General features: G+C 46.1%; 18 protein-coding genes and 1 tRNA gene. 13 read left to right on the forward strand and 6 right to left on the reverse strand.

The features are described from left to right. Positions 1–18: 18 nt before the first annotated feature. Genes FYJ59_RS11995 through FYJ59_RS12005 form a run of 3 tightly spaced genes read right to left on the reverse strand, consistent with a single transcriptional unit; the run spans position 19 to position 2670 of the window. Positions 19–795: an ABC transporter permease gene (locus FYJ59_RS11995; RefSeq protein WP_154497666.1), complete on the reverse strand. Its 777-nt coding sequence runs from the start codon at positions 793–795 to the stop codon at positions 19–21. Next, complete coding sequence (locus tag FYJ59_RS12000) at positions 792–1604, reverse strand: ABC transporter permease (RefSeq protein ID WP_154497669.1); 813 nt, start codon at positions 1602–1604, stop codon at positions 792–794. The genes FYJ59_RS11995 and FYJ59_RS12000 overlap by 4 nt, the downstream gene beginning before the upstream one ends. Next, positions 1597–2670, reverse strand: a complete 1074-nt coding sequence (locus tag FYJ59_RS12005) for an ABC transporter ATP-binding protein (RefSeq protein WP_154497672.1) — start codon at positions 2668–2670, stop codon at positions 1597–1599. The genes FYJ59_RS12000 and FYJ59_RS12005 overlap by 8 nt, the downstream gene beginning before the upstream one ends. A 271-nt stretch (positions 2671–2941) precedes the next feature. Here FYJ59_RS12005 and FYJ59_RS12010 point away from each other — a divergent pair, with 271 nt between their 5' ends. The 8 genes from FYJ59_RS12010 (at position 2942) to FYJ59_RS12045 (ending at position 13719) form a co-directional block, all read left to right on the forward strand. Further along, entirely contained in the window at positions 2942–3994 is a 1053-nt protein-coding gene (locus tag FYJ59_RS12010; protein ID WP_154497675.1) for a lactonase family protein, read from the forward strand. Positions 3995–4238: 244 nt separating this feature from the next. After that, on the forward strand, positions 4239–5480 hold the full coding sequence (locus FYJ59_RS12015; RefSeq protein ID WP_154497677.1) for a DUF1015 domain-containing protein: 1242 nt from the start codon (positions 4239–4241) through the stop codon (positions 5478–5480). 68 nt (positions 5481–5548) lie between these two features. After that, positions 5549–7885 (forward strand): 1,4-alpha-glucan branching protein GlgB, encoded by a 2337-nt coding sequence (gene glgB, locus FYJ59_RS12020; RefSeq protein WP_154497680.1) that lies wholly within the window; start codon positions 5549–5551, stop codon positions 7883–7885. Positions 7886–7891: 6 nt separating this feature from the next. Beyond that, positions 7892–8749 (forward strand): mechanosensitive ion channel family protein, encoded by an 858-nt coding sequence (locus FYJ59_RS12025; RefSeq protein WP_235898034.1) that lies wholly within the window; start codon positions 7892–7894, stop codon positions 8747–8749. Positions 8750–8841: 92 nt separating this feature from the next. Beyond that, a complete protein-coding gene (locus tag FYJ59_RS12030) occupies positions 8842–10023 on the forward strand; it encodes a BMP family lipoprotein (protein ID WP_154497684.1) in 1182 nt (393 codons plus the stop codon). 80 nt (positions 10024–10103) lie between these two features. Next, positions 10104–11648, forward strand: coding sequence for an ABC transporter ATP-binding protein (locus FYJ59_RS12035; protein WP_154497687.1), 1545 nt, complete (start codon positions 10104–10106; stop codon positions 11646–11648). A gap of 4 nt (positions 11649–11652) precedes the next feature. Further along, positions 11653–12759: an ABC transporter permease gene (locus FYJ59_RS12040; protein ID WP_154497690.1), complete on the forward strand. Its 1107-nt coding sequence runs from the start codon at positions 11653–11655 to the stop codon at positions 12757–12759. Next, complete coding sequence (locus tag FYJ59_RS12045; protein ID WP_022153129.1) at positions 12760–13719, forward strand: ABC transporter permease; 960 nt, start codon at positions 12760–12762, stop codon at positions 13717–13719. 100 nt (positions 13720–13819) lie between these two features. On the opposite strand, the gene FYJ59_RS12050 is transcribed toward FYJ59_RS12045, so the two are convergent. The 3 genes from FYJ59_RS12050 to FYJ59_RS12060 form a co-directional block, all read right to left on the reverse strand. Then, positions 13820–13892, reverse strand: a tRNA-Thr gene (locus tag FYJ59_RS12050). Between the two features lie 145 nt (positions 13893–14037). Further along, entirely contained in the window at positions 14038–14859 is an 822-nt protein-coding gene (locus tag FYJ59_RS12055; protein ID WP_154497693.1) for an ABC transporter permease, read from the reverse strand. Continuing rightward, on the reverse strand, positions 14849–15616 hold the full coding sequence (locus FYJ59_RS12060; protein WP_154497696.1) for an ABC transporter ATP-binding protein: 768 nt from the start codon (positions 15614–15616) through the stop codon (positions 14849–14851). The genes FYJ59_RS12055 and FYJ59_RS12060 overlap by 11 nt, the downstream gene beginning before the upstream one ends. Before the next feature lie 197 nt (positions 15617–15813). Here FYJ59_RS12060 and argH point away from each other — a divergent pair, with 197 nt between their 5' ends. The 5 genes from argH (at position 15814) to FYJ59_RS12085 (ending at position 23516) form a co-directional block, all read left to right on the forward strand. Further along, positions 15814–17235, forward strand: coding sequence for an argininosuccinate lyase (gene argH, locus FYJ59_RS12065; protein WP_154497703.1), 1422 nt, complete (start codon positions 15814–15816; stop codon positions 17233–17235). A 63-nt stretch (positions 17236–17298) separates the two neighbouring features. Further along, a complete protein-coding gene (gene asd / locus FYJ59_RS12070; protein WP_154497708.1) occupies positions 17299–18384 on the forward strand; it encodes an aspartate-semialdehyde dehydrogenase in 1086 nt (361 codons plus the stop codon). Positions 18385–18399: 15 nt separating this feature from the next. Further along, entirely contained in the window at positions 18400–20118 is a 1719-nt protein-coding gene (locus tag FYJ59_RS12075) for a putative bifunctional diguanylate cyclase/phosphodiesterase (protein ID WP_154497711.1), read from the forward strand. A gap of 29 nt (positions 20119–20147) precedes the next feature. Next, a complete protein-coding gene (locus tag FYJ59_RS12080) occupies positions 20148–21443 on the forward strand; it encodes an ATP-binding protein (protein WP_154497714.1) in 1296 nt (431 codons plus the stop codon). Between the two features lie 24 nt (positions 21444–21467). Further along, complete coding sequence (locus tag FYJ59_RS12085; protein ID WP_328597241.1) at positions 21468–23516, forward strand: DNA topoisomerase; 2049 nt, start codon at positions 21468–21470, stop codon at positions 23514–23516. Position 23517 lies beyond the last annotated feature (1 nt).

Raw genomic sequence — 23517 nt, forward strand, 5'->3', positions numbered from 1 at the left:
AAATATATGTAGAAAAAGTTATTTCTTTTTCTTTCCTTTGGGTGTGTAGTTTACTAACAAAAGTAAAATCAATACAGTTACGAATATAATGGTGGATAGTGCGTACATTTCCGGTTTTATACCTTTTTTTACTTCCGTATAGATCTTGGTGGACAGGGTGTCGACACCGGGACCCTTGGTAAAGTGGGTAATGATAAAGTCATCCAGTGACATGGTAAATGCCATCAGAAAACCGGACAAAATACCCGGCAGGATATCCGGAAATACCACTTTGAAAAAGGCATACGTATGAGATGCGCCCAGGTCGAGGGCTGCTTCATAGGTGCTGGGGTTCAGCTGCTTCATACGGGGCATTACGCTTAATATCACATATGGAATATTAAAGGTAATGTGTGCAAGCAGAATGGTCCCGAAGCCAAACTTTATACCAAAGCTGAGGAACAGAAGCATCAGGGAGATACCGGTAACGATTTCCGCGTTCAGCATTGGAATATTCGTGATTCCCATGAGGACAGCACGGCTGGTACGTTTCATGGATTGCATGGCGATGCAGGCGATCGAACCTATGAGGGTGGCAATCAGCGCAGATAAGATTGCCAGCGCCAGTGTATTCCACAAAGCCTGCATGATCTGCTCGTTCCGGAACAAAGCCGCATACCACTTGGTCGTAAAACCGCCCCATTTTGCACGGGTCTTACTGGCATTGAAGGAGAGTACGATCAAGGTAATAATGGGGGCGTATAAAAAGATAAAAATCAGTCCCAGATATATTTTTTGCGCAGTTGTTTTGATCATAATGTGTTCGCCTCCCCTTCTTTATCCGTGATCACAGAGATCACCATATTGAAGATGATGAACAGCATCAATACGATGGAGAGACCACTTCCCAGATTCCAGTTGCCGGTCTGGGTGAATTCCTGCTCGATGACATTACCGATGAGCAGGATCTTGCTGCCACCCAGAATCTTGCTGATAACGAAAGTAGTCAGGGCGGGGACAAACACCATGGTGATACCGCTTAACATGCCGGGCAGACTTAAAGGAAAAATGATCCGTAAGAAAGTCTGTATGCCGTTGGCACCCAGGTCATAGGCGGCGTTGATCACATTCTTGTCGATTTTGACCAGCACGTTATACAGAGGCAGTACCATAAAAGGTAAAAAGTTATATACCATACCCAGTACAATGGCATAGGGGGTATTGATAATATTTAACGACGGCAGATGCAGGACGGAGAGGATGCTGTTGATCACACCGGTCTTCTCAAGCAGAGTCTGCCATGCCAGGGTACGAAGCAGAAAATTCATCCACATGGGCAAAATGAAAATCAGTACCAGGAATGAATTCTGATTCACATTCATGTTACACAGGATCATGGCAAGAGGATATGCTAAAAGCAGGCAGATCACAGTGCTGATCACAGATAACTTTAATGCCTCCCACAGAGCCTTGGAATGCTCGGCAGTAGCAATCGCCAGAATATTATCAAATGTAAATGCACCGCTCTTATCGGTCAGACCATAGTAGAAGACCATGCACAGAGGCACGATGACAAACATGGCTGACCAGAAGATAAAAGGGAGCGATAATAATTTTCTATTCATTGACTCCAATGGCCTCCTCGTCCTCAGATTCCGGCTTCTTCATGATCTGGATGTTAAAAGGATCAACCTTGATGCCGACTTTGGTACCAACGGGAACCATCTTCGTGGAATGTACCAGCCATTCAAAGCCATTTGCCATAACTTCCATCTCATAATGAACACCCTTGAAGATAGAGTGGATCAGGGTACCCTGGAGGATACCTTCCTCCGGAGATACCAGTTCCACGTCCTCGGGTCGGATGACTACATCTACGGGCTTATTCTCACCGAAACCGGTATCTACACAGTCAAAACGGGCACCCAGGATTTCTACCAGACGATCTCTGATCATGGTGGCACCGATGATATTACTGTCACCGATAAAATCGGCAACGAAAGCATTTTCCGGTTCATTATAGATGCTCTCGGGAGTACCGATCTGCTGGATATACCCCTGGTTCATGACTACGATGGTATCGGACATGGTCAGAGCCTCTTCCTGGTCATGGGTGACATAGATAAAGGTAATGCCAAGCTCGTTCTTCAAGCGGATCAGCTCATACTGCATGTCCTGGCGAAGCTTGAGATCCAGGGCGCCTAAAGGCTCGTCTAAGAGCAGGAGCTTGGGTTCGTTCACGATAGCACGGGCGATGGCGATACGTTGCTGCTGACCGCCGCTTAAGGAATCCGGCATACGATTCTCAAAGCCATCCAGATTGACTAACTTCAGAGCGTATTTAATTTTATCATTAATATAAGATTTACTTTTACCACTGATCTTTAACCCAAACGCGATGTTTTCTGCAATGGTCATATGCGGGAACAGGGCATACTTTTGGAATACAGTATTCAGATTGCGCTTATTGGGTGGAAGGTTAGTGATATCCCGGCCTTCGAAAATGACCTGACCTTTGTCGGGAGTCTCGAAACCGCCCAGAATACGGAGGGTTGTAGTCTTTCCGCAGCCACTGGGTCCCAACAGTGTCAGGAACTCATTTTCGCGGATGTACAGATTGAGATCATCCAGAACCATTTGATTGTCAAATGATTTTGAAATGTTCACTAAATTGACTAAAGCATTTTTCATCAATTTTTTCCTTCCTGATGTAAAAAATCCTGCAAAAAATTATCGAAAAACCTAAATGAAAATTTTTTGCAAGTCGAATTAATATTATACGTAAATACATGGAAAGTCAATGTGAAGTTTTGCATTTTCCGGGCTGATTTACATAAACTTTACCTCAGGGAAAAAACAGGAGTATTTTTCGGGATTTTTACAGAAAAATGTTTCACAATTTTCAGAATTGTGCTATATTTATAAACATAAAAAGATATAGAATGCTAAGGAGGATCCGGTCATGAACAAGGGAAAATATGTTGCCTATGTTTCCAGTTATACACAGGGGGACAGTCACGGTATCAGAATATATGATGTGGATATGAAAAACGGTCGTTTTAAGGAAAAAGATAAAGTAGAGATCACCAACTCTTCTTACCTGACCATTTCCCATAACGGAAAGTTTCTTTATTCTATAACGGATTTTGGTGTAGAGGCTTATACGATCATGCCGGACGGAGATCTGGAACTGATCAACTTCGCACCGATCAACGGTATGAGAGGATGTTATGTATCTACGGATTACACAGATCAGTATCTGTTTGTGGCAGGTTATCATGACGGTAAGCTGACCGTACTCCGTCTGAAGGAGGATGGTTCCATCGGAGAGATCACCGACGAGATCTACCATAAAGGACTGGGCAGTATGGCAGAGCGCAATTTCCGCCCCCACATCAACTGTGCTCGTATGACGCATGACAACAAATATCTGCTGGTAGCGGACCAGGGAATGGATCATGTCAATGTGTATCGTTTTGATGTAGAGAAGGGTAAGGTGAAGCTGGAGGATATCATCCGCAGTGAGATGGAATCCGCACCCCGTCATATCAAGATTTCAGAGGATGGCAGATATATTTATATCCTGCATGAACTGAAGTGTTACATTGATGTCTATGAGTATGTGGACCATGATAATGATCCTACTTTCGAGAAGATTCAGACGGTAGAGCTGATCAAGCTGACCAGAGGCAATACGAACAGTGCCAGTGCATTCAGTTTCTCCCTGGATTATAATTATCTGCTCAGCTCCATCGCGGGAGATAATTCAGTCATTGTATTTAATGTGGATAAGAAGACAGGATTGCTTAAGAAGAATTTCCTGCTGCCGGTCAGCGGTGAGTATCCGAAGGATGCGGAGTTCTTCCCGGATAATAAGTTTCTGGTGTCTTTGAATCATGAAAGTAATACGATGACTTTCTTCCATATTGATCTGGAGCATGGAACGATGATCATGAATGGACCGGCGATGAAGGTCAATATGCCCAACTGTATTGTGTTCCATAAGTTGGGGTAGGTATTATTAGAAATAAAACCCCCACAGCCTCGGCTGGGGTAAGAAACGCGGCACGCTTTCGCTCTGTCGCAGAGCGTAACGGCACATAAGCGGTCAGAATACGCCCGCTAAGTGCCGACGTCTGCTTACGGCCTGCTTATTCTTACACCCATTCGGGGCTGCTTGCTTATTTAAATAACCTTGTGATATGAGACGGTATTTGGTAAAATAAATTTATATGTAGAAGAAATTAGGAGGTAGGAGTATGGCACAGATTAGACCATTTAGGGCATATCGTCCCTGTCAGGGGATGGAGGAGAGGATTGCGGCACTTCCTTATGATGTATATAACAGGGCGGAAGCGTGTGAAGTGGTGAAGAAGAATCCGGAATCTTTTCTGGCGATTGACCGGGCGGAGACGCAGTTTGGCGAGGAAGTAGACACATATGCGGACTGTGTGTATGAGAAAGCGGATCAGATGCTTCGTGAGAAAATTCTGGAAGGAAAATTTGTACAGGATCCGACGCCATGTTTCTATCTGTATGAACTGACGATGGATGGACACAGTCAGACCGGGGTGGTAGGCTGTGCATCGATTGATGATTATCGGAACAATGTGATCAAAAAGCACGAGAATACCAGGGCAGACAAGGAGGAAGACCGTATTCGTCATGTGGATACGTGCAGTATGCAGACGGGACCGATTTTCCTGGCGTATCGGGCGAAGGAGGAGCTGAAGGAGAAAATCGTAGAGATGAAAAAGCAGGCGCCGGTCTATGATTTTGTCAGTGAGGATGGAATCGGGCATCGTGTGTGGGTGATTGATAACGATGTGGATGTGGCGATGATCGAGAAGGCTTTTGGGAAGATCCCGGCAATCTATATTGCGGATGGGCATCATCGATGTGCTTCTGCGGTGAAGGTGGGGCTGAAGAGGAGAGAGCAGTATCCGGATTATACAGGAGAAGAGGAATTTAATTATTTTCTTTCCGTGATTTTCCCGGATGAAGAGTTACGGATCCTGGATTACAATCGTGTAGTGAAGGATCTGAACGGACTGGATGCAGCAGCTTTCCTTACGCGTATTAAAGAGCATTTCACAGTGGAGAAAATGGGACAGACTCCTTACAGACCCACAAAGAAGGGCATGTTTGGCATGTATCTGGAGGATGAATGGTACAGTCTTGTCGCAAAAGAGGAAATAAAAAGTGAGGATGCCGTAGAGGGACTGGATGTATCGCTTTTGCAGAATTATCTGTTAGATCCCATTTTGGGGATTAAGGATCCGAAGACAGATAAGAGAATTGATTTCGTCGGAGGTATCCGGGGACTGGGAGAACTGGAACGGAGAGTACATACGGACATGAAAGTGGCGTTCTCGATGTATCCCACATCTATTGCAGAGCTTTTTGCAGTGGCGGATGCGGAGAGGCTGATGCCTCCGAAGTCTACCTGGTTTGAGCCGAAGCTTCGAAGCGGGCTGTTCCTGCATGAGATTGAACGTTGATCCGCAGGGTTTCTAAAGGCAAAATGACAGAATAGAATGCAGCAATCGCGCTGCAGAAAAGAGGGAATATGACAAATAAACTTTATAAATTGATGAACTGGCCCCAAATAGAAGAAATCACGTATTCCGAATGCGATAATCCCCATGAGCTGTTGGGACCCCATAAGCAGGGAAGCAAAATGCTGGTACAGGCATACTTCCCGGGAGCAGAGAAAGTAACGATCCACTGGAAGAAGACCGGACAGGTGGGAGAAGCATTTCTTATGGATGTTCCCATGGAACTGGCAGATGAAGAGGGATATTTTGCAGCACTGGTAAACGCAGGGAAAATGGCACCTTATGAATATGTAGTGGAATACAGTAAGACCGAAAACCGTGAGGCACACAGATGGATCTGTGGGGATGCGTACCGGCATGTTCCGCAGATCACGAAGGAAGACATGGATCGTTTTGCCGCCGGCATTCATTATACAATCTATGAAAAGCTGGGAGCACATCCCATGGAACTGGATGGGGACGAGGGAACCTATTTTGCTGTCTGGGCGCCGAATGCCATGCGTGTCAGCGTAGTCGGTGATTTTAATGAATGGGACGGGCGGATCCATCAGATGAGACGGCTGGGGGATTCCGGTATCTTTGAATTGTTTATTCCCGGAGCGGAAGTCGGAGACTGTTACAAATACGAGCTGAAGATCAAGGGCGGACTTACTTATCTGAAGGCGGACCCCTACGGCAATGCAGCGCAGAAGAGACCGGAGACGGCTTCTGTAATTGCGGATATCCGTAATTATCAATGGGAGGACGACGAATTTCTGAAAAGTCGTGAAAAATATCAGTGCGGTAATGCTCCGGTGAGCGTCTATGAAATGTATCTGGGAAGCTTTGTGACACCGGGGGAAGGACAGGATTATGTCAATTACCGGGAAATTGCTCCGAAGGTTATAGAATATGTAAAGAAAATGGGATACACCCATGTGGAACTGCTGCCGGTGATGGAGCATCCCTTAGATGCTTCCTGGGGATATCAGGTCATCGGTTATTATGCACCGACTGCCAGATACGGTACACCGGAGGACTTTATGTTCTTCGTGAATGCACTGCATAAGGCGGGAATCGGTGTGATCCTTGACTGGGTGCCTGCACATTTTCCGAGAGATTCTTATGGATTAGCTGCATTTGACGGCACCTGTCTTTATGAGCATCAGGATCCCAGACAGGGCAGTCATCCTCACTGGGGCACCCTGATCTACAATTACGGTCGTCCACAGGTATCGAATTATCTGATCGCCAATGCGCTGTTCTGGGTGGAGAAATATCATGCGGATGGTATCCGTATGGATGCAGTAGCCAGCATGCTTTATCTGGATTACGGCAGACAGGACGGGGAATGGATTCCCAATATGTACGGTGGTAACGAGAATCTGGAAGCCATTGAAATGATCAAACACTTAAATTCCATCCTGAAAAAGAGAGATCCCGGAGTATTATCCATCGCAGAGGAGAGTACGGCATTCCCCCTGATCACCGGTTCCCTGGAAGAGGGGGGACTTGGTTTTGATCTCAAATGGAATATGGGCTTCATGAACGATTATCTGGATTATATCAAATACGATCCGTACTTTAGGAGCCACCATCACGGAGAACTTACCTTCAGCATGATCTATGCCTACAGCGAGAAATTCATGCTGGTATTTTCGCATGATGAAGTGGTACATGGGAAAGGAACCTTACTTGGCAAGATGCCCGGAGACAGAGCACAGAAGCTTGCCAACTTACGTCTGACCTACGGCTATATGATGACTCATCCCGGGAAAAAGCTCCTTTTCATGGGACAGGATCTGGCGGAAGAAAAAGAATGGAACGAAATGCGTCAGGTGGAATGGGCACTGGAAGAGCGGAAGGAAAATGCCGGAGTCCAGAGGCTGGTGAAGGATCTGAATGCATTATACAGGGAGAATAAGGCACTGTATGAATGTGACGATCAGGCGAAGGGATTCCAGTGGATGAACGAGATCTCTGCCAATGAATGTTATGTAAGCTTTGTGCGTAAAGGCGAAGCTGCGGAGGAGATGCTTTTGGTCGTAGCAAACTTCTCCGGTGTGCCCAGAGAGATCACTACAGGAGTTCCTTACGAGGGAAAATATAAGGAGATCCTGAATACGGATGCTGTCTGCTACGGTGGTACCGGTGTGGTCAATGACCGCATGAAACGGGCAGAGGACGTGGAATGGGATGATAAAAAGCAGTCCGTCACCGTGAAACTTGCACCGTTGTCCTTAAGTATTCTGCAATTTATCCCTTACACAGAGGCAGAGCTGGAAAAAGTGATCGAGAAGCGGATCCGTAAAAATACGCCCATTCGTAAGACGACGAACAAGACCGCAAAAAAGAAACAGGAGAAATAAGATAACATGGATCTGACAGATAACGTAATCGAAGAGGTACAGCAAAAGGAAGGAATGATAGCGTCTTTTCTGGATACCCTTCCGGAGAAAGCATTGAACTTAGGCATCCGTATCGGACTGGCACTGTTATTTTTCTTCATCGGTGTACAACTGATCAAGCTGATCCGCAAGATCATCCGCAAGTCCATGAACCGCGCGGGAGCGGAAACGGGAGTGATCCAGTTCGTGGATTCTTTTGTGAAAGCTTCTTTATATATTATACTGATCCTGACCCTGGCATCCTCCTTTGGCGTTGATGCTGCCAGTATCGTGGCACTTCTTGGCTCAGCCGGAGTGGCAGTGGGACTGGCAGTGCAGGGAAGTCTATCTAATCTGGCGGGCGGTGTGCTGATTTTATTATTGAAGCCGTTTAAGGTGGGAGATTACATTGTGGAAGGCTCCTCCGGTAAGGAAGGTACAGTAAAAGAGATCCAGATCTTCTATACAAAGCTGTTAACCTATGATAATCAGACGATTATTCTTCCCAACGGCAATCTGGCAAATAACACCATTGTGAATGTCACTGCTGCCGAATCCAGACGATGTGATGTGAAGGTATCGGTTGCTTACAGCGCAGATATTAGGAAGGCAAAGGAAGTCCTGACAAAGGTTCTCTCTGAAGATCCTGATACTATAAAGGAAAGAGAGCATTTTGTATTTGTAGATGAACTGGCAGACTCCGGAATCAACCTATGTGTACGCTGCTGGTTTAAAAATGAGGATTTCTGGCAGGGAAAATGGCGTATTACCGAACAGTGTAAGTATGCACTTGATAAAGCAGAAATTGAAATTCCGTTCCCACAAATGGATGTGCATATGCGTTAATTAAAAATAGATATTGAATTTTACAGACTATGATGATAATATTACCGTTGTGATTCAATGTTTTAATATTTACATTTTAGGAGGAAAAAATTATGAAAAAGTTTCTGGCACTTGCACTTGCATCTGTCATGGCTGTTTCTCTGGTAGCATGCGGCAGCACCAATGCTGACACCAATGCAGAATCCAGCGTGGCAGCTACCACCACTGCAGCAGCAACAGAGAGCGGCAGTGAAGAACCCGGTCTGAAGATCGCTATAGTATCCAGCCCCTCCGGCGTGGATGACGGTTCCTTCAACCAGGACAACTACAACGGTGTTCTGAAGTTCATCGAGGAGAATCCTAATGCAACCGTAACCCCCATCCGTGAGGAAACCGGTGACAGCGCAGCAGCTGTTCAGGCAGTAGCTGATGTTGTAGCGGATTATGATGTTATTGTATGCTGTGGTTTCCAGTTCGCCGGCATCGGCAATCTGGCACAGGAGAATCCGGATACCAAGTTCATCCTGATCGATTCCTGGCCTACCATTGACGGTACCGAAGTAACTGCTGATCAGGTGATCGACAATGTATACGCTGCTTACTATGCTGAGCAGGAGAGCGGTTTCTATGCAGGTATGGCTGCAGCTCTGTCTACCACCACAGGTAAGGTAGCAGTAGTAAACGGTATTGCATATCCTTCCAACGTTAACTATCAGTATGGTTTCGAGTGCGGTGTTAAGTATGTGAACGGTACCGAAGGCATGAATGTAGAAGTAGTAGAGCTTCCTTCTTACGCAGGTACCGATGTTACCGGCGCTAATGTAGGTGGTAACTATGTTGGTAACTTCTCTGATGAAGCTACCGGTAAAGTACTGGGCAATGCTCTGATCGCTGAAGGCGTAGATATCCTGTTCGTAGCAGCAGGAGGTTCCGGTAACGGCGTATTTACCGCTGCCAAGGAAGCTGACGGCGTTAAGGTTATCGGTTGTGATGTTGACCAGTATGATGACGGTGCAAACGGTGACAGCAATATCGTTCTGACCAGTGGTCTGAAGGTAATGCATGATACTGTTTACAACGTACTGAACGAAGTAAAAGATGGTTCCTTCAAGGGCGCTAATGTGACTCTGACTGCAGCAGATGATGCTACCGGTTTTGTAAGTGAGGAAGGTAGATGTCAGCTCACCGCAGAGGCTATTGAGAAGATTAATGCAGCACAGGCTCTGTTAAAGGAAGGCAAGATCGTTCCTGCGGCAAACTTTAACGGTGTAACTCCGGAGACCTTTACCTGGTAGGAAGAATGAATTCACAAGAAGGTGATGGTGAGGAACTGTCACCTTCTTATTTATTTACATGAGTAGAAATGAGGATGAACATGTCGGAATATATTGTTGAGATGAAACACATCACCAAACGCTTCCCCGGGATCGTAGCCAACGACGATGTGACGATCCAGATCAAAAAGGGTGAGATTTTTGCTCTGTTGGGAGAGAATGGTGCCGGAAAATCCACCTTAATGAGTATGCTGTTTGGAATGTACGAGCCGGATGAAGGAGAGATCTATATCCGGGGAGAAAAGGTGAAACTGGAATCCCCCAACCATGCCACCAAATTAAACATCGGTATGGTACACCAGCATTTTAAACTGGTATCCAACTATACCATTGCAGAGAATATTGTGATGGGTATGGAACCGGTGAAGAAGGTATTGGGATGTATTCCGGTAGTGGATATGAAGAAAGCCAATCAGGATATCCGCGAACTTTCGGAGAAATACGGACTGGCAGTGAATCCTACCGACGTGATCAGTGATATTAATGTTTCTACACAGCAGAGAGTAGAGATATTAAAAATGCTTTACAGAGAAGCAGAGATCCTTATTTTCGACGAACCCACAGCGGTTCTGACTCCTCAGGAGATCGACTTTTTATTAGACATTATCAAATCTCTGCGGGATGACGGCAAGACCATCATCTTAATCACACATAAACTGGAAGAGATCAAACGTATTGCAGACAGATGCGCAATCTTGAACCGCGGACGTCTGATGGATGTTATGGAAGTGGCAACCACATCCACCAAAGTCATGGCAAACAAAATGGTAGGCCGTGAAGTGAATTTTGAGACAGAAAAAGAACCCGCGAAACCGGGTAAGACGATCCTCGACATACAGCATCTGAACGTCTATAACAAGCAGGATTTTCAGGTGGTAAAGGATGTATCCCTTGAGGTGCATTCCGGTGAGATCGTAGCCATTGCAGGCGTAGCCGGCAACGGTCAGGTAGAGATTGCCGATGCTATTGCAGGATTGATCCCGGCACGTTCCGGTAAGATTCTGTTAAACGGCAGAGACATTACGGATCTGTCCATCAGGGAACGTACCACAGAAGGAATTTCCTATATTCCCGAGGACAGACAGAATTATGGACTGGTCATGGATTTTACCCTTTCGGAAAATCTGGCACTGCGTAACTACTACAAAGAGCCTTTCTGTCATAAGGGAGTGCTGGACCAGAAGATTTTTGAAGATAACAGTGAAAAACTGATAGAAAAATACGATATCCGAAGCGGACAGGGTAGCAAGACGGTGGTACGCTCTATGAGCGGCGGTAATCAACAGAAAGCCATCATCGCCAGAGAAGTGGAGCAGGATTCCTCTCTGATGATCTTCGTTCAGCCCACCCGTGGACTGGATATCGGTGCCATAGAGAATATTCATAAACAGATCATTGCGGAGAGAGACAAGGGTAAGGCAATCCTTTTAATATCTCTGGAACTGGATGAGATCATGAACTGTGCGGATACCATCGCCGTTATTTATAACGGAAGCATACAGAAGATCGCCAAAGCCAGTGAGCTGACCACCAATGAAGTGGGTGAGTTCATGATGGGCGTTAAGAACAAGGAGAAGGAGGCATAAGACCATGAAAAATATGACAAAATTCTGGAATGCAGTAAAGATCCCTCTTCTTGCAATCCTTTGCAGCCTGGTAGTGGGTGGTGTGATCATCGCCGTGACCGGTTCAAATCCTTTCAAGGCTTACTACGCATTGCTGCAGGGCAGCGGACTGTCACCCAAGTCTTCTTATGCAAGCTATAAGAGCATGTTGACAGACTTTATGAGTTATGTGAACTATTTTACCCCTATGATCTTCGCAGCATTGGCAGTAGCGGTAGCTCTGCGTGCGGGTTTGTTCAATATCGGTGTCTCCGGACAGATGCTGGCAGCCGGGTTCACTGCAAGTATTATTGTGGGCTACAGCAGTTTAAATGCTGTACTGGCAAAGCCACTGGTAGTGATCATCGGTCTGATCGTCGGCGGACTGGTGGGTGGACTGATCGGCTTTTTGAAGTATCGTTTTAATATTAATGAAGTTGTTTCATCCATTATGTTAAACTATACGTTCCAATACGTGATCAGCTTCTTTATCAATACCTTTTTCGTGGATCCGGTCTCCAGACAGTCAAAGGAGATCTCTGCGGCTTCCAGACTGACGCTGATGGATACCATGGTGGGCAATCTGAAAATGGATATTCCGCTGGGAATTATTCTGGCTCTGCTGACTGTAGTGGCAGTGTGGTTCTTATTAGAGAAGACGAAATTAGGATACGAACTGAAGGCTGTGGGCTATTCCCGCAGTGCTGCAAAATATGCGGGTATTAAAGTCGGCAGAAGCATGGTGCTGTCCATGATGATCTCCGGTGCCCTGGCAGGACTTGCCGGTGTGACCTATTATCTGGGTTATGTGGGTTCTATTCAGCCCAAGGTACTGATCAGCACGGGATTTGATGCTATCGCAGTGTCACTACTTGGTAACAACAATCCCTTCGGAATTGTATTTTCCACCATGCTGATCACCTTGATCAGTAAAGGTAGTACTTACATGAAATCTGCAGCCGGTGTCGATGCGGAGATCGCATCGGTTATTACCGGAATTATTTTGTTGTTCAGTGCATGTAATGCTTATATCAAATGGAAAATGGAACGAGGCAGAAGAGAGAAAACGAACAAGACAAAGGAGGACAAATAAATGGATATTGTGATCATTGACGGGTTATCCTTTGCATTACCTTTATTTATTATGGCAATTGGCGGTATTTATTGCGAGAAGTCCGGTGTGACTATGTTAGCTGTGGAAGGATTGCAGGGTTTCGGTGCCTTTATCGGAGCATTTGTGGCAGTTGCCATTGCAGGGAATTTCTCCGGAGATTCTCCGGTACCTTTCTACATTGCCATGATCATGGCGGCAGTAGGAGGAAGTATTTTTGCCCTGATCCATGCGCTGCTGTGCCTGAAGTTTAAAGCCAATCAGGTGATCAGTGGTGTCGTAGTCAATATTCTGGCTATGGCATTGACAGCATATTTGACCAAACTACTCAACAGAGTTGTATTCGGTGCCACCTCTGACAAGTTTGTTCTGACCGTATCTTCCAGAATTACCATCCCGGGAATTTCTAAGATTCCGGTACTGGGAGCTGTATTTACCAATCTGTATCCTTTTGAACTGGTGATCGTTGCCGTAGCATTTATTGCATGGTTTGTAATGTACAAGACCCGCTTCGGCATGCATCTGCGCGCCTGCGGTGACAATCCCCATGCGGTGGATGCAGCCGGAAGACAGGTGGGACAGATCCGCCTGGCAGCTATCATGATCTGCGGTGCGTTGTCGGGACTTGGCGGTATCTGCTTTGCATATTCTATTTCCGCGAACTTTTCTTCCAGTATCTATGTAGGTTACGGATATCTGGCCATCGCAGCGCTGATCTTCGGTAACTGGCGAATCCTTCCGACCCTGGGAGCATGCCTGTTATTCGGATTTGCCAGATCCGGCGGCTACCGACTGGTACAGGTATTACAGATGCCCAGCAGTTATCAGGATCTGGTGATGATCCTGCCGTATGTACTGACACTTTTACTGCTGGTATTCTTTTCCAAACAGAACGGTGCACCGAGAGCTTTGGGGGTAATCTATGACAAGGGAGCAAGATAAATCTGCCGGAATGCAGGCATTGCAGAACGCGGTTTTTCATGGCTTTGAATAATTAATACAAAAAAGAGAAAGCTTTTTGGCTTTCTCTTTTTCATAGATAAGCTGAAAATGGGACTCGAACCCACGACCCCTTCATTACGAGTGAAGTGCTCTACCAACTGAGCTATTTCAGCGGACTAGGTTATTATATATGTTCTTGGGAATTTTTGCAACTGTAAAATTTATTATTTTAAAAGTTCGTTTTGCAGAACTGTAGATTATGTAGGAGACTGTAAGACGAAGATGCCATCCTGCAGATCTCCGAAGAAAATATTTTAATCAGTTGCGATGCTTTTTGCTGCAATGTTCCAGAGACTGGGTCAGCAGATAGAGCAGCATGGCAATGACACATAACAGTAAGATAGAACTGATTACCATATCCAGCTGGAACACCTGGGAACCGTAGATGATGAGATAACCCAGCCCTCGTCTGGCTGCCAGAAATTCTCCGATGATGACACCGACTAAAGACAGACCGATATTGACCTTGGTGGTGCTGAGCAGTGTGGGAACAGATCCCGGGAGGACGACTTTGAAAAAGATATCTCTGCGGTTCCCACCCAAAGTGCGGATCAGAATCTCCTTTTCCGGATCCACCTGGTGAAAGGCAGTGTAAAAGCTGATAATGGAGCCGAAGACTGCCACAGAGATCCCGGCGATGATAATGGTGTTGATGCCGGTGCCCAGCCAGACGATGAACAGGGGAGCCAGGGCAGATTTCGGTAGACTGTTGAGTAGTACCAGGTAAGGCTCTAAAATCTCCGACAGTTTGTCAGAGAACCACAATAGGGTGGCAAGCAGGAGACTGATAACGAACACTAAAAGGAAACTTAATATGGTTTCTAATAAAGTAATGCCGATATGCATCGGAAGAGAGCGCTCGGTCCACAACTGTATCAGACATAGGACGACTCTTCGTGGGCTGGAGAAAAAGAAACTGTCGATCCAGTATGCATCTGCACTGATTTCCCAGAGAATCAGAAAGATTCCCAGGAGAAAGATACGCAGAAAGGCAACCTGTCTATGATGATTTTTGTGCTTGCGAAGATATTGTTCCTGGACCGTCAACGGGTGGTCATTTTGCACATTCTTAGGTTTCATCGGTTAATTCCTCCCAAAGTTGTTTGAAATAATATGGAAATTCCGGGGCGTTTCTAGCGGCGAGTGGAGAACTGTCCGTCAGGGTGAGCTGAATGGGCAATACCGTTTTGATCGTTGCGGGACGGGCAGACAGCACGTAAACTTTATCCGCCAGGCTGATAGCCTCTGACAGATCGTGAGTGACGATGATCATGGTCTTCCCAGCCTTGCGGATCAACTGACAGATATCCGAAGATACCATAAGTCGCGTCTGGTAGTCCAGGGCACTGAAGGGTTCATCCAGTAACAGCAGCTGGGGATCCAGGGCAAGGGTTCGGATCAGAGCAGCGCGCTGCTTCATGCCGCCGGATAATTCGCAAGGGCGCTTGTTCTTAAATTTTTCCAACCCGTAATCGGACAAAAGTTGTTCCACATGGGCGATGCGCTCCGGAGTGAGGGCGTGATGGATCTCCAGACCCAACGTAACATTCTGATAGATGGTGCGCCATTCGAAGAGATGGTCATGCTGCAGCATATAGCCGATACGGGGATAATGAAGGGAACCGTCGGGATTATTTACGACAATGGTTCCGTTCTCAGGGGAGAGGAGCCCTGCGATAATGGACAGCAGAGTGGATTTACCGCAGCCGCTGGGTCCAACAAGTGCTACAAATTCCCCTTCCTCCACGGAGAAGGAGATATCTTTTATGGCACCGGTCTCCCCGGAAAGTGTGTGATAGGAGTAACCTATATTTTTAAGTTCGATAAGAGCTCCCATAAAAAGGCATACTTCCTTAACATGAATATTTATAGTTATTGTATGAATTCCAGTGGAAAAAGTGTTTTCTGTAGCGGAAAGTGATGAAATTCACTGTATTGCATTAAAGTGTCGTTTGTGATATGATTAATTGCAATTAATGTCTGTGAGAAATTTTATCTGATAGACTACCAACGTAAAAAGATGGGAGAATGACCATGGCACAGTTATGGGGAGGACGTTTTACGAAACAGACCGATCAGCTGGTATTTGATTTCAATGCGTCCATAACATTTGATAAAAGACTGTTTCACGAAGATGTCACCGGCAGTATCGTACATGCCACCATGTTGGCAAAGCAGGGGATCCTCACCGAAGAGGAGAGGAAGAGTATTGTCGAAGGACTGACTGGGATCTTAGAGGATGTGGATGACGGAACATTGGCAATTGATGAGAGCCAGGAAGACATTCACAGTTTCGTGGAGGCTACCCTGATCGACCGGATCGGAGATGCTGGGAAAAAGCTTCACACCGGCAGAAGCCGTAACGACCAGGTGGCACTGGACATGCGTCTCTATACCAGGGCAAGAGTGGCAGAGATCGACGGACTGCTGAAAAAGCTTTTGGAAGCCATTCTTGATACCATGAAGAACAATTTAGATACCTACATGCCGGGCTTCACCCATTTACAGAAGGCACAGCCCATTACCCTGGCGCATCATTACGGTGCCTATTTTGAAATGTTCAAGAGAGACAGACAGCGTCTGACAGATATCTATAAGCGTATGAATTATTGTCCTTTGGGAGCCGGAGCACTGGCAGGTACCACATATCCTTTGGATCGTGAATATACCGCGAGACTTCTTCGCTTTGAAGGACCGACGTTAAATAGCATTGATTCTGTGGCGGACAGAGATTACCTGATCGAATTCCTTTCCGCACTTTCTACGATCATGATGCATTTAAGCCGTTTCAGCGAAGAGATCATCATCTGGAATTCCAATGAATATCAGTTCGTAGAGTTGGATGATGCTTATTCCACCGGAAGCAGTATCATGCCCCAGAAGAAGAATCCTGATATCGCAGAGTTGGTAAGAGGCAAGACCGGAAGAGTCTATGGTGCTCTGATGGCGTTACTTACTACCATGAAGGGATTGCCCCTGGCTTACAATAAAGACATGCAGGAAGACAAGGAGATGGCATTTGATGCCATGGATACCGCAGCAGACTGCATCACTTTATTCACAGGCATGATTCAGACCATGAAGTTCCGCAAGGACCGCATGGCGAAGAGTGCCATGAACGGATTCACCAATGCCACCGATGCTGCAGATTATCTGGTAGGTAAGGGTGTGCCTTTCCGGGATGCCCACGGTATTATCGGCAGGCTGGTATTGTACTGTATTGAGAAGGATACTTCTATTGATGCTTTAAGCTTAGAGGAACTGCGTTCCATCAGTGATAAGTTCGACGAAGATATCTATGAGGCCATCTCACTGAAGACCTGTGTGGAGAAGCGTCTGATCATCGGTGCACCGGGTGAGAAAATGATGAAACAGGTCATTGAGAAAAATAAAGAATACCTGAAAAATGATGCCATAGAAGAGTATCAACAGTCTTTGGAAGACAGACTTTCGTAAAATCAGAAAAGAATGTCTTTTCAGATAAAAAGGAAATGCATAGAGCTGAGGAGGAAATGAAAAATGAGTGAAAAATTACGTGTAGGTATCCTGGGTGGAACCGGTATGGTAGGACAGAGATTTATCTCTCTGTTAGAGAACCATCCATGGTTCGAAGTAACGACTATCGCAGCCAGCTCCCGATCCGCAGGCAAGACGTATGAGGATGCAGTGGGTGATCGATGGAAGATGACGACTCCCATGCCTGAAGCTGTGAAAAAGCTGATTGTCATGAATGTCAACGAAGTGGAAAAAGTAGCCGCACAGGTAGATTTCGTATTTAGTGCCGTAGATATGTCCAAGGACGAGATCAAGGCAATCGAAGAAGCTTATGCCAGGACAGAGACCCCTGTAGTATCTAATAACAGTGCCCACAGATGGACTCCCGATGTTCCTATGGTAGTACCCGAGATCAATCCCGAGCATTTCCAGATCATCGAAGCACAGAAGAAGAGATTGGGAACCACCAGAGGATTTATCGCTGTAAAGCCCAATTGCTCCATTCAGAGCTATGCACCGGTACTGACCGCATGGAAAGAATTCGAGCCCTATGAAGTAGTAGCCACTACTTATCAGGCTATCTCCGGTGCCGGCAAGACTTTTAAGGACTGGCCCGAGATGGTAGGCAATATCATTCCTTACATCGGTGGTGAGGAAGAGAAGAGTGAGAAGGAGCCTTTACGTATCTGGGGTAAGATCGAAGGCGACAAAATCGTTCCTGCAACTTCTCCCGTGATCACATGCCAGTGTATCCGTGTTCCGGTACTGAACGGACATACTGCAGCCGTATTCGTAAAATTCCGTAAGAAGCCCACTAAGGAACAGCTGATCGAGAAGTTAACTTCTTTCAGCGGAGAACCTCAGAGACTGGGACTTCCCAGCGCACCGAAGCAGTTTATCCAGTATCTGGAGGAGGACAACAGACCTCAGGTAGCTTTGGATGTGGATTTTGAGAATGGTATGGGTATCAGTGTAGGCCGTCTGAGAGAAGATACCGTATATGACTTTAAGTTTGTAGGACTTTCACACAATACATTACGCGGAGCGGCTGGGGGAGCTTTGCTTTGCGCAGAACTTTTGAAAGCACAGGGTTACATCACCAAAAAATAAAGGGTGAGTGGGGTTATGAACGAGTTACACTATCAGCTGGATCTTATGCGCGCAATGAATCAGAAATTAAGCGACAGGGAGAAAATGTACCGCCTTTTGTGCGATACCATGGATTATGCTTATATCTACTATTCTTTTGAGAAAAATTCTGTCACGACGCTTGGAAAATGGGATGATTTTTTCGATTTCCAGATTCGGGACAGACGGGACTTTACTAAGCTTTTAGAGATGGTAGATGAGCCATATGTGCTGCCTCTTAGGGATATGCTGTTTTTGGAGAAGGGAGGTCAGGAAACTTCTTCTGTGGAATGCATGCAGAAGGGGAAGAAGATCTGGCTGCAGTTCTCCTGCAGGATATTCTATGAGGACGGCAGACCTGCGGATCAGATCATTGTGGTACAGAATATCACAAAACTGAAGACGCAGAACGAAGAACTTCTCTATATGGCGTATTATGACGGACTTACAGGACTGTACAACCGGAACTATTTTGTACGTCTCCTGACGGAGTACCTACGGCGCGCGAAAGAAGATAACCGGCTGGTCAGTGTGCTGGTCATCGATATTGACGATTTCCGTAAGGTCAACGACGGACTGGGAATCGTGGCAGGAGACGAACTGGTACAGCAGTTCGGATCTTTCTTAAAGGAATTCAACAGTGACGATGTGATCGTCTGCCATCTGACCAGTGATGTCTACTGCATGGCAATCTATGATTCCTGCGGTGACAGAAGCGTGGAACACATTCATAAGGAGATCGTGAAGCGTACCAGAGAACCTTTTTATCTGGTGGGCGGACAGATATTGAATATTACTGTAAGCGTAGGCGTTGCGGAATATCCGGAAGCTGCTACATCCGCACTGGAACTGATCAACTGTGCCGAGATCGTTATGTTTAAAGGGAAGTCCATGGGCAAGAACCGGATCCAGTATTTCGATACGCCGATCCTGAATGATTTCCTGAAAAATGTGGAACTGGACAGCAAATTAAAAGAAGCGGTATTTGATCATAACTTTATTCTGTATTATCAGCCCCAGTACTACGCGGGGAATCAGAAACTGCGCGGAATGGAAGCGCTGATCCGCTGGAAGGACGGCGACGGGAAAATGATCAGCCCGGCGAAGTTCATTCCGATTGCAGAGAAAAACGGCACGATTATCCCTATCGGCAACTGGGTACTGGAGCAGAGCATCCGGACATTTTCCGAATGGAGGAACCGGTACGGCGTTCCGTTTGTATTGTCTGTCAATATCTCCGCACTGCAGTACCAGAAGGAAGACTTCGTAGATTTGCTGTTGAATATTATCCGCAAATATGATGTGTCTCCGGAGGAGATCGAACTGGAGATCACAGAGAGCATACTGATCGATGATTTCCGGGCAGTGACTGAGAAAATGCAGCTGTTAAAAGAATATGGCATCCGCATTTCCTTAGATGATTTCGGAACGGGATTTTCCTCCCTGTCTTACTTGAAGAAGCTTCCGATCAATACGCTGAAGATCGATAAATCCTTTACGGATACGCTGCTTACGGATTCCGCTACCAGAATCATTACGGAATCCATTGTCAGTATGGTGAAATCCTTAGGATTTGAATCTATTGCCGAGGGAGTGGAGGAAGAACAGCAGTATAAATATCTGCGTGCCATCGGCTGTGATATCATTCAGGGATATCTGTTCGGAAAACCGCTGCCCCAGGAGGAGATCGAACAGCTATTACAGAAGATATACTGATCAGTTGTTGCAGAAAGAATGAGGCTGACATGTTAACTGGAAGGGAACAGGAAACAGCTTTTTTGGAAAATCATTATAAGAGACCGGGGAGTCAGATACTGGTGGTATATGGACAGAGAGGCGTTGGTAAGACGGCTCTCTTAACCGCTTTTGCGGAAAAAAAACAGACCATACGATATACCGCTCCCAACTGCTCTTCCAGGGAAATGTGCTATCAGTGGGGACAGGAGCTTAGAGAACAGGGGAAAGAGATTTCACGGAACCCTTCCTGGGAAGAAGTATTACAGTGTGTATCCGGAGAAAAAAGTGATCGCAAAAAAGTTCTGATCATAGAAAATTTTCATTATCTGCTAAAGGGGGATACCTTTTTTTTACAGGAATTGATCCGTTATCTGAAAGAACACAGGGAGGTTTCTCTTCTTGTAATTCTTACGACCTATGCATCCGGATGGGTGGAGAACAGTATGATCTCTAAAATAGGGAACCTGGCATTTTCTGTCAGTGGTTTTCTGAAGGTCAAAGAGCTGCCTTTTTCAGTAATGCGCCGGATTTTCCCAGGTGGGACGCTTCAGAAGAGCATAGAACTCTATGCGGTGTTAGGCGGAATGCCGGGATTATGGAAACTGTTGGAACTGTCAGCTTCTGTGGAGGAGAATCTGACGACGCTTTTTTTAGAAAAAAACAGTTTTCTTCCGGAACTGATGATCAAATGGCTGTCGGAAGAACTGCGGGAGACTGCTGTCTACAATACCATCCTTGCCACCATAGCAGATGAGAAGAACGGCAAGCTGAATGCTATGTATGCCCGTACCGGATTCTCCCGGGCGAAGATCAGTGTCTATCTGAAGAATCTGATGGAACTGGAGCTGGTGGAAAAAGTACTGCCCGGAACCTATGAGATCAGCAATTCTTTTATACGGTTTTATTTCCGTTTTTTGTTTCCTCACCAGACTGCCTGGAGAAGAGATAACGGCAGAGCTTTTTATGAAACATATATCCGTGAGGATTACAGTAGCTTTGTGAGATCCGCATACCGGAGAATCTGTCAGGAGATACTGCAGGCAGATTTCCATACGGTGGAACTGAAGAAGGCGGTACAGGGGAGAACATATTTTTTATGCAAAGATACTGCAGGAAAAAAGATCGCAGTGGATTATTCCGGTACGGTATGTTATACTTCGGAAGATTATGACGCACTGCAGACAGCGTTGAAAAGCATCCGGATGGAAACGGATGAGATAATAATATTTTGTGAGAATGGTTATGAAAATGCACTGGCGGAGAAAGTGTCCGGAAAGCTACAGTTTCGCAGCGTGGGTGTGTGATTTATGACAGGAAGACGGTAATACGTGGGTAAAAATTTATTTATTGCAGAGAAACCCAGCGTGGCAAAGGAATTTGCCAACGCTTTAAAATATAATATGCGTTCCAAAGACGGATATCTGGAGTCGGAAGAAGCCATTGTTACCTGGTGTGTGGGACATCTGGTGACCATGAGCTATCCGGAGGTGTACGATGAGAAATTTAAGAGATGGAGCTTCGAGACACTTCCTTTTCTCCCGGCGGAATTCAAATACGAAGTCATTGAAAATGCCAGGAAACAATATACCATCGTGAGTTCCCTGCTAAACAGAGAGGATGTCTCTACCATCTATGTCTGCACCGACTCCGGGCGGGAGGGAGAATATATCTATCGGCTCGTGGAGCAGATGGCGGGCGTGCAGGGCAAAGAGCGGAAGCGTGTATGGATCGATTCCCAGACGGAGGAGGAGATCTTACGTGGGATCAGGGAAGCCAAGGATCTCTCAGCGTATGATAATCTGGGGAATGCCGCTTATCTGCGTGCCAAGGAGGATTACCTGATGGGTATCAACTTCTCCAGGGCACTGACTTTGAAATACGGCAAGACTGTAAAGGATTACCTGAAGAGGGACCGTGCGGTGATCTCTGTGGGGCGTGTCATGACCTGCGTTCTGGGCATGATCGTGAACAGAGAACGGGAGATCCGGTCGTTTACCAAGACTCCCTTTTACCGGGTGATCGGCAATTTTAAGCTGCAGGAGAAGCCTTTTACCGCAGAGTGGAGAGCCGTGGAGGGTTCAAAATACTATAATTCTCCTGTATTGTATAAGGAGAACGGTTTTAAGAAAAAAGAGGATGCCGAGCGACTGATCGGGGAACTTTCTGCGGAACCTGCAGGACCGGCGACCGTCATCGGCATCGAGAAGAAAAAAGAGAACAAAAATGCGCCGCTTTTATATAATCTGGCGGAGCTGCAGAATGATTGTTCCAAATACTTTAAGATCAGTCCGGACGAGACGCTTAGGATCGTTCAGGAATTATATGAAAAAAAGATGACTACTTACCCCAGAACGGATGCCAGAGTTCTGTCTACGGCAGTGGCAAAGGAAATCCATAAAAATATCGGAGGACTTCGTAATTATGCCCTGGCAGCACCTTTCGCCAAAGAAGTATTAGAGCAGGGCACCTATAAAAATATAGCAAAGACCCGGTATGTGAACGATAAGCAGATCACGGATCACTATGCCATTATCCCTACCGGACAGGGTCTGAACAATCTGGCGGGGCTGGCCCCTACTGCGGCAAAAGTATACGAGGTCATTGTACGTCGGTTTTTAAGTATTTTCTATCCGCCGGCAGTCTATCAGAAGTTCTCACTTACATTGCAAGTAAAGGAAGAAAGCTTTTTTGCCAGCTTCAAGGTGTTGATACAGGAAGGATATCTGAAGGTGACTGATTTCTCCTTCAAAAAGGAGAATACGGTCCCGAAGGAGGACAAAGAGAACGAGAACGAAAGTGCCGATGAAAAATGTGATGCAGAGCTTACCAATCTGCTGACACATCTGAAAAAAGGAGATACCTTATCCGTAGATACCTACGAGATCAAAGAAGGCGAGACTTCTCCACCCAAGCGATATACCTCAGGCAGCATCATCCTGACCATGGAAAATGCGGGACAATTCATAGAAGATGAGGAACTGCGGGCACAGATCAAGGGAAGTGGTATCGGCACCAGCGCTACGAGAGCGGAGATCCTGAAGAAACTGGTGAACATCGAGTATCTGGCACTGAATAAAAAGACCCAGGTACTGACGCCTACCCAGATGGGAGAGATGATCTACGATGTGGTATCGGATTCCATAAGACCGCTTTTGAATCCGGCATTGACAGCCAGCTGGGAAAAAGGACTTACCATGGTGGCAGACGGTGTCATCACACCGGATGATTACATGGGAAAGCTTACGGATTTCGTGGGCAGGAGAACCGTTGCCGTGCGGGGACTGAACAATCAGGGAGTGCTCTGGAGACAGTTCCAGGCTACGGAAGAGTTTTACCAGAAGAAACAAAAGCAATCCAATGCGAAAAATAAAGAATAAA

The organism is Waltera intestinalis, assembly GCF_009695995.1.
GTDB classification, from domain to species: domain Bacteria; phylum Bacillota; class Clostridia; order Lachnospirales; family Lachnospiraceae; genus Acetatifactor; species Acetatifactor intestinalis.